The sequence below is a fragment of the Streptomyces sp. NPDC058985 genome (assembly GCF_042740985.1).
Lineage (GTDB): Bacteria > Actinomycetota > Actinomycetes > Streptomycetales > Streptomycetaceae > Streptomyces.
Genome location: NZ_JBHYJX010000068.1, coordinates 23417 through 36273 on the forward strand (window position 1 = coordinate 23417; position 12857 = coordinate 36273).

At 73.2% G+C, this 12857-nt stretch carries 10 protein-coding genes; 5 read left to right on the top strand and 5 right to left on the bottom strand.

The window, feature by feature from the left end; translation table 11 throughout:
* Window positions 1–179: 179 nt before the first annotated feature.
* The 5 genes from ACFW01_RS35965 to mtnA form a co-directional block, all read right to left on the bottom strand.
* A complete protein-coding gene (locus ACFW01_RS35965; protein ID WP_384510755.1) occupies window positions 180–1067 on the bottom strand; it encodes a ComF family protein in 888 nt (295 codons plus the stop codon).
* Between the two features lie 114 nt (window positions 1068–1181).
* Window positions 1182–3029: an LpqB family beta-propeller domain-containing protein gene (locus ACFW01_RS35970; RefSeq protein WP_234961176.1), complete on the bottom strand. Its 1848-nt coding sequence runs from the start codon at window positions 3027–3029 to the stop codon at window positions 1182–1184.
* A complete protein-coding gene (mtrB, locus tag ACFW01_RS35975) occupies window positions 3019–5088 on the bottom strand; it encodes an MtrAB system histidine kinase MtrB (protein WP_384510741.1) in 2070 nt (689 codons plus the stop codon). The genes ACFW01_RS35970 and mtrB overlap by 11 nt, the downstream gene beginning before the upstream one ends.
* Window position 5089: 1 nt before the next feature.
* Complete coding sequence (gene mtrA / locus ACFW01_RS35980; protein ID WP_193776289.1) at window positions 5090–5779, bottom strand: two-component system response regulator MtrA; 690 nt, start codon at window positions 5777–5779, stop codon at window positions 5090–5092.
* 4 nt (window positions 5780–5783) lie between these two features.
* Entirely contained in the window at window positions 5784–6926 is a 1143-nt protein-coding gene (gene mtnA / locus ACFW01_RS35985; RefSeq protein ID WP_234961178.1) for an S-methyl-5-thioribose-1-phosphate isomerase, read from the bottom strand.
* Window positions 6927–7066: 140 nt separating this feature from the next.
* Between mtnA and ACFW01_RS35990 the strand changes: the two genes are divergently transcribed.
* From ACFW01_RS35990 to ACFW01_RS36010, 5 genes are read left to right on the top strand one after another with little or no spacing between them, the layout of a single operon-like run.
* Window positions 7067–8449 (top strand): glycerophosphoryl diester phosphodiesterase membrane domain-containing protein, encoded by a 1383-nt coding sequence (locus tag ACFW01_RS35990; RefSeq protein ID WP_384510746.1) that lies wholly within the window; start codon window positions 7067–7069, stop codon window positions 8447–8449.
* 4 nt (window positions 8450–8453) lie between these two features.
* Window positions 8454–9227: a DUF4129 domain-containing protein gene (locus tag ACFW01_RS35995; protein WP_384510749.1), complete on the top strand. Its 774-nt coding sequence runs from the start codon at window positions 8454–8456 to the stop codon at window positions 9225–9227.
* Window positions 9224–10420, top strand: a complete 1197-nt coding sequence (locus ACFW01_RS36000) for a DUF4350 domain-containing protein (protein ID WP_384510752.1) — start codon at window positions 9224–9226, stop codon at window positions 10418–10420. Before ACFW01_RS35995 ends, ACFW01_RS36000 begins: the two co-directional genes overlap by 4 nt.
* A complete protein-coding gene (locus ACFW01_RS36005) occupies window positions 10420–11409 on the top strand; it encodes an AAA family ATPase (protein WP_384510758.1) in 990 nt (329 codons plus the stop codon). Before ACFW01_RS36000 ends, ACFW01_RS36005 begins: the two co-directional genes overlap by 1 nt.
* Window positions 11409–12719 (top strand): DUF58 domain-containing protein, encoded by a 1311-nt coding sequence (locus tag ACFW01_RS36010; protein WP_234961182.1) that lies wholly within the window; start codon window positions 11409–11411, stop codon window positions 12717–12719. Before ACFW01_RS36005 ends, ACFW01_RS36010 begins: the two co-directional genes overlap by 1 nt.
* Window positions 12720–12857: the final 138 nt, after the last annotated feature.

A 12857-nucleotide genomic window follows, 5' to 3' on the forward strand; every position in this document is an offset into this window, starting at 1 on the left:
CCCGCGGGCGAGATCTCCACTCCCCCGGTGCGGGTGATGCCGGTAAAACCCGCAGCACGGCATTCGGATTTGAGAGGTGTGGCCTGCGGCTTTGCCTCACAACCGAACATATCTCGCCCGGGCGGATGTCGTCACCCTCTAACGCGACGTACCTCCGTTCCGGTGAATAGGACCTCTCATTACCTGCAACGACGTAAGTTCTCAGTCAGTTCCGGTTTATTTTCGAAAGAATCAGGTGAAGCCGCGACCACTGCCGCGCAGATCGCTTCACGGATCGCGCCATCTCCTCCGTTGGAACCCGCCATTTGCGGCCCGGTCTTCCGTTCCTCTCTGCCTTCCCCCGCCGCCGACGGATACACAGCCGATCTCGCCTTCCCGTACGTGTCCGGCCCCGTCCGCGACTCAGCCGCCCGCACCGCACGTGCCGCCTCGGTCAGGGACGCCCCCGTCGTCATCAGGTCGTCGACCAGCACGACCGGGCCGCCGCCGCACAGGAGCCGGCCGCCACCGGGAGCCACCGCCAGGGCGTTGGCCAGGTTGTCCAGCCGCTGCCGGGCGTCGAGGTCCGCCTGGTCGGCCACGGTGTGCCGCTGCCGCAGCAGGGCGACCACCCGGGCGAGCACCCCGGTCCGCCGCAGCTCCCCGGCCGCCTCGAGGGCGATCCGCCGCGCCGGGTCGTGCCCGCGTCTGCGCACCGCCCGGCGCGCCGACGGCACGGGCACCAGGAGCACCGGTCCCGGTGAGCCGCCCGCTCCCCCGACGCCGGTCCACGCCTCGCGGAGCCCCGCCCGCACCGCTCCCGCCAGCGCCTCGCCCAGCGGCGGCGTGAGGGCCAGGACGCCCCGCTCCTTGTGGGCCAGCAGCGCCGCCCGCACCTCGTCCGCGTACGGCGCGGCCGCGTGCACCGACGGCAGCCCGGGCGGCTCCGGCAACGGCCGCACCCGGCGCGGCGCCGACCCGCTCAGGGCCGTACGGCACCGTGGGCACAGCACCGCCCGGGCCCGGCCGCAGCCGCCGCACTCGGCCGGCAGCACCAGGTCCGTGAGGTCTCTCCACCCGTCCCGCAATCGCCGCATGGCCACCACTGTGCCAAGCCCGGCGAAACCCGGCCAGGCCTGTGGAAAACGCCGGTCGGATCCCTGTGGAAAACCGCCGCGGGCGCCTGAATCCCGGCCCAGGCCTCAGCCCGGATAGACGGGCGCCGTCCCCTCCGTGACCTTCTGCCACTGGAGCCCCGACGGCAGCCGCACGATCAGGTCCTCCGAGTAGGCCACGAGCGGCAGCCGCTCGTCCTCGGTCGCGGCGATCTCCTTGACGCCGGTCAGAGCGGCGGGCACGGAAGCCTCCGGCGTCGAGCCGTCGACCTGGACGTATCCGATCTGCTGGACGCCGCCGCGCTCGCGCCCGACCACCACGAGCCTGCTGTCACCGGCCCACGACATGGCCGTGACCTCCTCCAGCTCCGGAGTGGCGGAGCGCAGTTCGAGGACGGTGACCGAGGGCCGTTCGCCCGCCCTCTCGTCCCGTTCGATCCGCCCGATGAGCAGCGACCGCTCGCCGTCCTTCTCCACGATGAGCGCGATCCGCACCCCGTCGGCCGCCGTCCGCACGGCCTGCACCCGCCCGTCGAGCCCCGGCGTGCGCACCTCCACCGGCTCACCGGCGCCCTTCTCCAGCAGCAGCAGCCGCGGGTCGGCCGGGTCGCGGTCGGCGATCCACAGGTCGCCCTGCGCGTCCCAGCTGGGCGGGGTCAGCCGGTCGGCCTCCGCCTTGCCCTTGCTGAGCAGCACGGGGTCGCCGAGCGAACCGCCTGACACCAGGGAGCCGACGTACAGCGACCTGTTGTCGAGGCCGATACCGGCGGCGCTGTGCTCGTCGCGCGACACCGCCACCGCTCCCAGCGCCTTCTCACCCTCGCCGAGCGGGCCGGGCACGGGTTCCGCCCGGGTCCCGTTGCTGCCCGCGGCGATCCGGACCAGGCGGTCCTCGTCGTCGACGAAGTACAGGTAGTCGGGCCGCTGTGCGGAGCCCCGCGCGGCGACCGTCTCCGCGCGGTCCTCGCTGAGCGAGCACAGCTGCTCACCACCCGCGCGCAGCTCGACCTCCTCTACGGCCGGGGTGAGGTTCTGCAGCGTGAACAGCAGCTGGGCGGCCATCTCGTCGCACTGGTCCTGATCGGCGCCGGCGGCCTTCTCGTTCAACGGGACGGTGAGCTTGCTGCGGTCGTCGGGCGCCAGCGAACCGGCGTTCCTCGCCAGCGCCGTCCCGGTCGGGAAGCTCGACCTGACCACGGGCCCGAGCAGGCTCGACGGCCCGCCGATCAGAGAGCTCACCACCTGGGTCATGGGCTCCACCCGCCGGCGGACGTACACGGGGTCGGCCACGGCCGCCGGCTGAGGGCTGGCGCCCTCGTCGGACGCCGAGGGCGCCGCGGTGTTCGACGCGAAGTAGTACCGGTTGACCGACATGTAGTTGCGCTGGAAGTCCGACTTGCCCATGACGACGCCCTGCGGCAGCTGGTCGATGCGCCACTGCTTGGTCTTGCCGTCCCGGGTCAGGTGCACCGACTGCCGGTACGCGCCGTCGGCCGGCGAGTACGACTGCTGGGCGTCCACCGTGGCGACCTTGGCGCCCGTCAGGGTCACCGAGTAGTCGTTGGCGTCCTCGCGGCTGCCGGAGTGGTCCGACTCGGTGCCCGGCCCGCCCGCGAGCACGGTCGCCGACTCGTCCGGCCGCCAGTTCTCCGCGGCATCGCCGGTCAGATACTTGCGTGCCGTCTCGTAGTGCGGATCGTCGCTGGTCAGGGCCTCCAGAAAGCCCTGCACGATGTCGGAGGGCGGCGCGTCCTCCCGCGGCGGCATCGCGAACACCCGCACCTGCGGGTCCTGCCGCGGCGTGGACTCCACCCCGCGCAGATCCCCGCTGTCCGGCATGGACGCGCATCCCGCCAGCAGTACGACGCCGCCGACGGCGTACCCCACCACACGTGCCGGCCTGCGCCGACCGCCCCGCCCGCGGTCAGCGCCCACGAGATGCCTCCCCTTGCCTGCTCGGATCCTCCGACCGGGTGTCCTGACGGCCGTCCGCCTCCGCGGGACCGCCGTCCTGTCTCCGGGCGCCCGGCGCGGGCCTCGGCACCACGCGCGCCCCGTTGCCCGGCAGGGCCGTCGGGTCGGCCGTGGGGGCCGCCATGGCCGACCTCGACAGTATCGGGCCCCGCGCGGGCACCTGGGACGTCTGTCCCGCGGACGCCTGCGCCGGGACACCGACCGCCTTGTCCGCACCGTGCGGTGCGGCGGTGTCGTCGAGACCGGCGTCGTGGAGTCCGCGGTTGCGCCGCGAGTCCGCCGGCTCCAGCGGTATCGGCGAGCCCCGCAACGGCTCGTCCGCGGTCCTGGGCAGCGTCAGCCGGAACTGCGAGCCGCCGCCCGGTTCGCCCCAGGCCTGGAGCCAGCCGCCGTGCAGCCGCGCGTCCTCCAGGGCGATCGACAGCCCCAGCCCGGTACCGCCGGTGGTACGCGCGCGTGCCGGGTCGGCCCGCCAGAAGCGGCTGAACACCCGCGTGGCCTCGCCCGGCTTGAGCCCGACGCCGTAGTCGCGCACTCCGACGGCGACCGCGCCGCCCGCGGCGGCGAGCTTCACGACGACGTCCCGCCCCTCGCCGTGCTCGACGGCGTTGACGACGAGGTTGCGCAGCACCCGCTCGACACGCCGGGCGTCCGCCTCCGCGACGACGGGCTGCTGGTCGCCGACCACGCGGATCGGCGTGCCCTTGCGCTCGGCGAGCGGCTCCGCACCGCTGACGACCCGCCGTACGACCTCCCTGAGGTCTATCGGCTCGGCCTCCAGGGCGGCGGCGCCCGCGTCGAAGCGGCTGATCTCCAGCAGGTCCGCGAGCAGCGTCTCGAACCGGTCCAGCTGGTCGGCGAGCAGTTCCGCCGACCGCGCGGTGACCGGATCGAAGTCCACGCGCGCGTCGTGGATGACGTCGGCGGCCATCCGTACGGTCGTCAGCGGCGTACGCAGCTCGTGCGACACGTCGGACACGAACCGCCGCTGCATCCGCGAGAGGTCCTCCAGCTGGCTGATCTTGAGCTGGAGGTTCTGCGCCATCTTGTTGAAGGCCTCGCCGAGCCGCGCGATGTCGTCCTCGCCGGTGACCTTCATACGTTCCTGGAGCCGCCCCGCGGACAGCCGCTCGGCGATACTGGCGGCCATCCGTACGGGTGTGACGACCTGGCGCACGACGAGCCAGGCGATGGCCCCGAGCAGTACGACGACGAAGAGCCCGGCCGTCGCGAGCGTACCCCTGACCAGGCTGAGGGACTTCTCCTCCTGCGTGAGCGGGAAGAGGTAGTACAGCTGGTACGGCTCACCGTTGGGGTCGTTGACCTGCTTGCCGATGACCAGTCCGGGCTGGGAACCCTGGTCGGAGTTGTAGACGATCCGGGTGTAGCTCTGGGCCGCCGCGGTGTCGCCGTCGATCCGCTCCCGCAGGCCCTCCGGCACGCTGACCGCCCAGTCGACCGATCCGGAGGCACGCGGCCCGCGTCCGCTGCCGCTCTCGCCGCCCATGGGGAGCGTGACCACGTCGAAGGCGCCCTGGCCGCCACTGGAGAGCGACTTCACCAGTTCACTCATCCACTGGATGACGTTCTGCGGGGGCCGGCCGTCCGCGGGGTTGCTGTCGTCGCCGTCGGCGCCCGCCGCCTCCTCGGCCTTCTGCTTGGCCGCCGTGAAACCGCCGGTGGCCTGGCTCTGGGACGCCTTCACCTTGGCGTCGAGGAGTCCGTTGCGGACCTGTCCGATCACCACGAAGCCGAGCAGCAGCACCACGCCCAGCGACATCAGCAGCGTGGTGACGACGACCTTGAGCTGGAGGTTGCGCCGCCACAGCCGCATGACGGGCAGCAGCGGACGCCGCAGCCAGCGCATGAACAGCCGGATCACCGGGCTGCCCTGCACCCCGCCGTGCAGCAGCCCGCCCTCCAGCAGGCGGCCGAAGCGCGAACCGGCGGGAGGGGGGCCGACAGGCCGTCCGGCGCGGGCCTCGGACCCGGGCGCCGAAGCGGCACTGTCCCTGGTCATGTCAGCTCGGCCCGGCCTTGTAGCCGACGCCGCGTACGGTCACCACGATCTCCGGCTTCTCCGGGTCCTTCTCGACCTTGGAGCGCAGCCGCTGCACATGCACGTTGACCAGCCGGGTGTCGGCGGCGTGCCGGTAGCCCCAGACCTGCTCCAGGAGCACCTCGCGCGTGAACACCTGCCACGGCTTGCGGGCCAGCGCCACCAGCAGGTCGAACTCCAGCGGCGTCAGCGCGATCGACTGCCCCTCGCGCTTCACGGAGTGACCGGCCACGTCGATGACCAGGTCGCCTATGGCGAGCTGCTCCGGTGCCGGTTCCTCCGACCTCCTGAGCCGCGCCCGGATACGGGCCACCAGCTCCTTGGGCTTGAACGGCTTCACGATGTAGTCGTCGGCGCCCGACTCGAGACCGACCACGACGTCGACGGTGTCACTCTTCGCCGTCAGCATCACGATCGGCACACCTGACTCCGCCCTGATCAGGCGGCACACCTCGATGCCGTCCCGACCGGGCAGCATCAGGTCGAGCAGCACCAGATCGGGCTTGGTCTCCCGGAAGGCGGCCAGCGCCTTGTCGCCGTCGGCTACGAAAGATGGCTCAAAACCCTCACCACGCAGCACAATGCCGAGCATCTCGGCCAGTGCGGTGTCGTCGTCGACGACAAGGACTCGTCCCTTCATAAACGACATCATCCCATTAGCTAATCGTTACCTGGCGTGACCTGGCACACAGCTCGGCGAGGGCCTCGCTCGTCACGGGCGAAACCACGCCTTCCTCGGTGACGATCGCCGTCACCAGCTCGGGCGGAGTCACGTCGAACGCCGGGTTGTACGCCTGGGTCCCCAGGGGTGCCACCGGAATCCCGCCTCCCGCTCCTGTCACCGGCACCTGAGGCGCTGTGATCTCGGTCACTTCATATCCGGGGCGCTGTTCCACCTCGATGGCGGACCCGTCCGGGGTGTGCGGATCCACCGTCGTGACCGGCGCCACCACGATGAACGGTACGTGGTGGTAGCGCGCGAGCACCGCGAGCGGATAGCTCCCCACCTTGTTCGCCACCGATCCGTCGGCCGCGATACGGTCCGCGCCGACCAGCACGGCGTCCACCTCGCCCGCCGCGAACAGCGAACCCGCCGCACTGTCGGTGAGCAGCGTGTACGTCATGTCGTTGCGGGCCGCCTCGTATGCCGTCAGGCGAGCACCTTGCAGCAAGGGACGCGTTTCGTCCACCCACAGGCGTCGCAGCCGCCCCTCCCGGTGCGCCGCGAGCGCCACCGCGAAAGCCGTGCCCTCCCCGCCCGACACGAGCGAGCCGGAGTTGCAGTGCGTGAGAACGCGGTGCCCGCCGGCGGGCAGCAGCTCGTCCAGCAGGGCCAGTCCGTGCGCGGCCATCCGCGCGCTGGCCTGGGCGTCCTCCTGGTGCAGGGCCCGCGCCGCCGTCAGCGCCGCCGCTGCCGCCTCCCGGGTGTCGCCGGTCCTGGCGAGCGCCTCCCGGTGAGCGTCCTGCGCACGGCGCACCCCGACGGCGAGGTTCACCGCGGTGGGCCGGGCCCCGGCCAGCGCGGCCGCGGCCTCCTCCACCTCGAAGCCCCGGACGGCGGCGAGCGCGACCCCGTAGGCGCCCGCGACACCCAGCAGCGGCGCCCCGCGCACGGCGAGCGAACGGATCGCCTCGACGAGTCCGGCCGGGTCCGTGCAGACCAGCTCGACCTCCTCGGTCGGCAGCCTGGTCTGGTCCAGCAGGACCAGCACCGGGCCTTCGGGGGGCTCCTCCCAGCGGAGCACGGGGATCTCGGTCGGCCGCTTGTCCTCGCCGTTTCGCGCGTCCTGATCAGCCATGCGGTCAGTCTGCCCCCTATCCGGCGGACAATTGAAGGTGTGCAGCCCATACCGCGCCCGGTCCGCACCCGGGCACCCCATGGCACGATGGCTGCCAACCTGCCGCCGCGCCCGCGGACGGGCACCGTGAAGGAGCGACGATGAACGACACTCCGGGCTGGGCCTCGCCCGGATCCGCCCCGTCCGACGGGCGGGAGCCCGGCGCGTCCGGCCCCGCCGAGCCCGCCGACCGCCCCGGCGGCCCCGATCAGCCCGCGCAGCCCGCGGACCAGCCGGGCGCGGAACCGACGAGCCCCGGCACGAAGTGGTCCAAGGAGCAGCCGCGCCCCGGCCAGTGGTCCGCCCCCACCGGCCCCGGCGACCAGGGGCAGACCCCGCCTCCGCCACCCCCCGGCCCCGGCTGGGGCGCCCCGCCCCCCGGACCTCCCGGCGGCGGCTACGGAGGCCCCGGTGGCTACGGCGGCCAGGGCGGGGGCTACGGCGGTTACGGCGCCCCCGGTGGACACGGTGGCTGGGGAGGCGGCTGGGGCGGCCCGCCGCCCGCGGCCAAACCGGGCGTGATCCCGCTCCGCCCGCTCGGTGTCGGAGAGATCCTCGACGGCGCGGTCTCCACGATGCGCACCTACTGGCGCACGGTCCTCGGCATCTCCCTGACCGTCGCCGTCTTCACGGAGATCATCGTCGTGCTGCTCCAGGGCCTCGTCCTGGACAACAGCGGCACCGAAGCCCTCAACGACCCCGACGCCTCCCTGAGCGAACTCGGCGACGCCCTCACCGAAACCACGATCAACTCGGGTGTCGTCTTCCTGATCTCCCTGATCGGCACCGTCCTGGCCACCGCGCTGCTGACGACCGTCACCAGCCGTGCCGTGCTCGGCCGTCCGGTGACCGCCGGCGAGGCCTGGCGGGACGCCCGCCCCCAGGTGCTCAAGCTCTTCGGCCTGATCATCCTGCTGCTGCTCATCGTCGCGGGCATCGTCGTCGTCGGCATGGCGCCCGGTCTCCTCGTGACGGCCACCGCGGGCAGCGAGGCCGGCGCGGCCCTGACCGTCCTGGGCGTCCTCGCGGCCGGTGTCGTCGCGGTGTGGCTGATGGTCCGCTTCTCGCTGGCGTCCCCCGCGCTGATGCTGGAGAAGCAGGGCATCAAGAAGGCGATGAGCCGCTCCGTGAAACTGGTGCGCGGCTCCTGGTGGCGCGTCTTCGGCATCCAGCTGCTCGCCACGATCATCGCCAACGTCGTCGCGTCGATCATCGTCATCCCGTTCGCCTTCCTCGCCGCCACCCTCGGCGGCGACGGCTTCAGCGGCTTCCTGGAGGGCACCGGGGACCTCGGCTGGACCTTCCTCATCGTCAGCGGCATCGGCTCGGTGATCGGCTCCATGATCACCTTCCCGATCACGGCGGGCGTCGCCGTACTGCTGTACATCGACCAGCGCATCCGCCGCGAGGCCCTCGACCTCGAACTGGCCCGCGCCGCGGGCACCCAGGGCTCCGGCGCCCCCGGCGCCGTCCCGGGGAGCTGACGGGGTGAGCCCAACGGGGGGAGTTCTCACAGAGGCGTCACACGCCGCCGTACGCACGCTGTCGCGCTCCGGCGACAGCCTCGTACGGTCGCTCTCGCGCTCCGGCGACGAACCGCCGGTGACGATTCCGCGCGACCCCGCGCGGGAGGCCGCCCAGCGCGAGCTGTCCAAGGGCATGTACCACGAGAACGACCCCAGCTGGTTCCAACGGGCCCTGGACACCTTCTGGGAATGGATCGACGAGCTGTTCGCCAGGGCGTCCACGGCGACGCCCGGAGGAACGCTCGGGCTGGTCGTCGTCGTCCTGGCCGTCGTGGCGGTACTGGGCGCCCTCTGGTGGCGCCTGGGCACCCCGCGCCGCGGGCCGGCCTCCGCCCCCGCCCTGTTCGACGACCGCCCCCGCAGCGCCGCCGAGCACCGCGCCGCCGCCCAGGCACACGCCGCCCAGGGCCACTGGAACCAGGCCGTCCAGGAACGCATGCGGGCCGTCGTCCGCGCCTTGGAGGAACGCGCCCTGCTCGACATCCGGCCCGGCCGCACCGCCGACGAGGCGGCCGGCGAGGCCGGCCGCGCCCTGCCCGCCCACGGCGACCGGCTACGGGCCGCCGCCCGGGACTTCGACGACGTCACGTACGGCGGCCGCCCCGGCACCGAGCAGTCGTACCGGCGCCTCACCGAACTCGACCACGACCTGGACCGCAGCAAGCCGCACCTGGCGGGCAGCACGCCCGGTAACAGCGGGGGCGGCACGGACACCCGCCGGGGAGCCGCCGGATGACCACCGAGGCCACGATCCCCACCACCTCGGCCTCGCCCACCGCCCGCCAGATCTGGACGCGCGGCCGGGGCATCGCCCTCGCCCTCGTCCTGCTGCTCGCCGGGGCCGTGGCAATCGCCGTCGTCCGCTCCGGCGACCACCACGGCGAACTCGACCCGCGCTCCGCCGACCCCTCCGGCAGCCGCGCGGTCGCCGAACTCCTCGCGGACCGGGGGGTCTCCACACGTGTGGTCAGCACCCTGGACGACGCCCGCGCCGCGACCGGCCCGGACACCACCCTGCTGGTCGCCGCCCCTGACCTCCTGACCGAGCGTCAGCAGACGCGCCTGCGCTCCGCGGTCACCGGATCCGGCGGCCGCACCGTCCTCGTGGCCCCCGGCGGCCCCGCCGTCGAACGCCTCGTCCCCGGCGTCACCGCCGACCCCGCGCTCAGCTTCGACTCGACGCTGGCCCCCGCCTGCGACCTGCCCGCCGCCCGGCGCGCCGGCACCGCCGACACGGGCGGCCTCCGCTACAGCACCCACATCGAAGCCGACGCCTGCTACCCCAGCCGGCGCCTGGCCACGCTGCTGCGCGTCCCCGACACCTCCGCGGAGGGCACCCCGGGCGACACCGTCGTGCTCGGCGCCCGCGACATCCTCGTCAACGACCGCCTCGACGACCACGGCAACGCCTCGCTCGCCCTGCAACTCCTCGGCTCCCGCGCCCATCTGGTCTGGTACCTCCCCTCGCTCTCCGACGTCCCCGACCCGGACGACGAACGCAGCTTCTTCGACCTGCTCCCCTCCGGCTGGCTCTGGGGCACGCTGCAACTGTTCATCGCCGCCGCCCTCGCCGCCTTGTGGCGGGCACGCCGGCTCGGCCCCCTGGTGCCCGAGAAACTCCCCGTCGCGATCCGCGCCTCCGAGACCGTCGAAGGCCGTGCCCGCCTCTACCGCAAGGCCAACGCCCGCGACCGCGCGGCCGCCGCTCTTCGCTCCGCCACCCGCACCCGCCTCGCCCCCCTCGCAGGCGTCCCCGTCGCCCAGGCGCACACGCCCGAGTCCCTGCTCCCCGCCCTCCCCGCCCACCTCGACGGCGACGGACAGTCCCTGCACACCCTCCTCTTCGGCCCGCCGCCCGGCGACGACGCGGCCCTGATCGCCCTCGCCGACCAACTCGACGCCCTCGAAAGTGAGGTACGCCGTCCATGATGGACCCGACCACTGACAACGCCGGGCAGAGCGGGGACCCGGGCAACGCCCGCACCGCCCTCGAAGCCCTGCGCGCCGAGATCGCCAAGGCCGTGGTCGGCCAGGACGCCGCCGTGACCGGTCTCGTCGTCGCGCTCCTGTGCCGCGGCCACGTCCTCCTCGAAGGCGTCCCCGGAGTCGCCAAGACCCTCCTCGTCCGCGCCCTCGCCGCAGCCACCGAACTCGACACCAAGCGCGTCCAGTTCACGCCCGACCTGATGCCGAGCGACGTCACCGGCTCCCTGGTCTACGACGCCCGCACCGCCGAGTTCTCGTTCCAGCCCGGCCCGGCGTTCACCAACCTGCTCCTCGCCGACGAGATCAACCGCACGCCCCCGAAGACCCAGTCGTCCCTCCTCGAAGCCATGGAGGAGCGCCAGGTCACGGTCGACGGCACTCCCCGGCCGCTCCCCGAGCCCTTCCTCGTCGCGGCCACCCAGAACCCCGTCGAGTACGAGGGCACCTACCCCCTCCCGGAAGCCCAGCTGGACCGCTTCCTCCTCAAGCTCACCGTCCCCCTCCCCTCCCGCCAGGACGAGATCGACGTCCTCACCCGGCACGCCACCGGCTTCAACCCGCGCGACCTGCGCGCCGCGGGCGTACGCCCGGTCACGAACGCCACCGACCTCGACGCCGCCCGCGCCGAGGTCGCCAGGACGACCGTCTCTCCGGAGATCACCGCCTACGTCGTCGACATCTGCCGCGCCACCCGCGATTCGCCGTCCCTCACCCTCGGCGTCTCCCCGCGCGGAGCCACGGCACTGCTCTCGACCTCCCGCGCGTGGGCCTGGCTCACCGGCCGCGACTACGTCACTCCGGACGACGTGAAGGCCCTGGCCCTCCCCACCCTCCGCCACCGCGTCCAGCTCCGCCCGGAGGCCGAGATGGAGGGCGTGACCGCGGACTCCGTCATCAACGCGATCCTCGCCCACGTCCCCGTCCCCCGCTGATGGCACTCACCGGACGCGCCGCGCTCATCGCGGCCCTGGGCTCCGTCCCCATCGGCATCTGGGACCCCAGCTGGACGGGCATCCTCGCGGTCAACGCACCGCTCGCGGCCGCCTGCGCCTGCGACTTCGCGCTGGCCGCCCCTGTACGGCGCCTGCGCCTCACTCGTTCCGGCGACACATCCGTACGCCTGGGTGACATCGCCGACGTCACGTTGACCGTCACCAACGCGTCCACGCGCCCGCTCAGGGCCCGGCTCCGCGACGCCTGGCCGCCCAGCAGCTGGCAATCCGGCACCGAGGTGGCGGCGTCCCGACACACCCTGACGGTGCCGGCCGGCGAACGCCGACGCACGACCACCCGCCTACGGCCCACACGTCGCGGCGACCGTCACGCGGACCGCGTCACGATCCGGTCGTACGGCCCCCTGGGCCTCTTCACCCGCCAGGGCACTCACCGGGTCCCCTGGACGGTGCGCGTCCTCCCCCCGTTCACCAGCCGCAAGCACCTCCCCTCCAAGCTGTCCCGCCTCCGCGAGCTGGACGGCCGCACCAGCGTGCTCACCCGGGGGCAGGGCACGGAGTTCGACAGCCTGCGCGAGTACGTCCCCGGCGACGACACCCGCTCCATCGACTGGCGAGCGACAGCCCGGCAGTCCACCGTCGCCGTACGCACGTGGCGCCCCGAACGCGACCGCCACATCCTGCTCGTCCTGGACACCGGCCGCACCTCCGCGGGCCGCGTCGGCGACGCCCCCCGCCTCGACGCCACCATGGACGCCGCTCTGCTCCTGGCGGCCCTGGCCTCCCGCGCCGGCGACCGCGTAGACCTCCTCGCGTACGACCGCCGGGTGCGCGCCCTCGTGCAGGGCCGGCCTGCGGGCGACGTGCTCCCCTCCCTGGTCAACGCCATGGCGAACCTGGATCCCGAGCTCGTGGAGACCGACGCCCGTGGCCTCACCGCCACCGCACTCCGCTCGGCTCCGCGCCGCTCGTTGATCGTCCTCTTCACCACTCTCGACGCGGCGCCGATCGAGGAGGGGCTCCTCCCGGTCCTGCCGCGACTGACGCAGCGCCACACGGTCCTCCTGGCCTCGGTGGCAGACCCGCACGTCGCGGAGATGGCGAAGGCTCGCGGCCACACGGACGCCGTGTACGAGGCCGCCGCGGCCGCACAGGCCCAGGCCGAACGCCGTCGCACCGCGGACCAGCTACGTCGACACGGCGTCACGGTCGTCGACGCCACCCCGGACGACCTGCCGCCGGCACTCGCCGACGCCTATCTGGAACTGAAGGCGGCCGGACGCCTGTAAAGAGCTGAGGCGGGGCCAAACGGCCCCGCCTTCACTTCCCCCAAAACGCAGAAAGCCCCGCACCGTTCCCGGTGCAGGGCTCTCATACAATGATTGTTCGGCGGCGTCCTACTCTCCCACAGGGTCCCCCCTGCAGTA

What these genes read in the sequence shown, in the direction of transcription:
- mtnA (WP_234961178.1), bottom strand. Translation starts at nt 6,926, where the DNA reads ATGGCTGATCAGGACGCGCGAAACGGCGAGGACAAGCGGCCGACCGAG.
- mtrA (WP_193776289.1), bottom strand. Translation starts at nt 5,779, where the DNA reads ATGATGTCGTTTATGAAGGGACGAGTCCTTGTCGTCGACGACGACACC.
- ACFW01_RS36000 (WP_384510752.1), top strand. Translation starts at nt 9,224, where the DNA reads ATGACCACCGAGGCCACGATCCCCACCACCTCGGCCTCGCCCACCGCC.
- mtrB (WP_384510741.1), bottom strand. Translation starts at nt 5,088, where the DNA reads ATGACCAGGGACAGTGCCGCTTCGGCGCCCGGGTCCGAGGCCCGCGCC.
- ACFW01_RS36010 (WP_234961182.1), top strand. Translation starts at nt 11,409, where the DNA reads ATGGCACTCACCGGACGCGCCGCGCTCATCGCGGCCCTGGGCTCCGTC.
- ACFW01_RS36005 (WP_384510758.1), top strand. Translation starts at nt 10,420, where the DNA reads ATGGACCCGACCACTGACAACGCCGGGCAGAGCGGGGACCCGGGCAAC.
- ACFW01_RS35990 (WP_384510746.1), top strand. Translation starts at nt 7,067, where the DNA reads ATGAACGACACTCCGGGCTGGGCCTCGCCCGGATCCGCCCCGTCCGAC.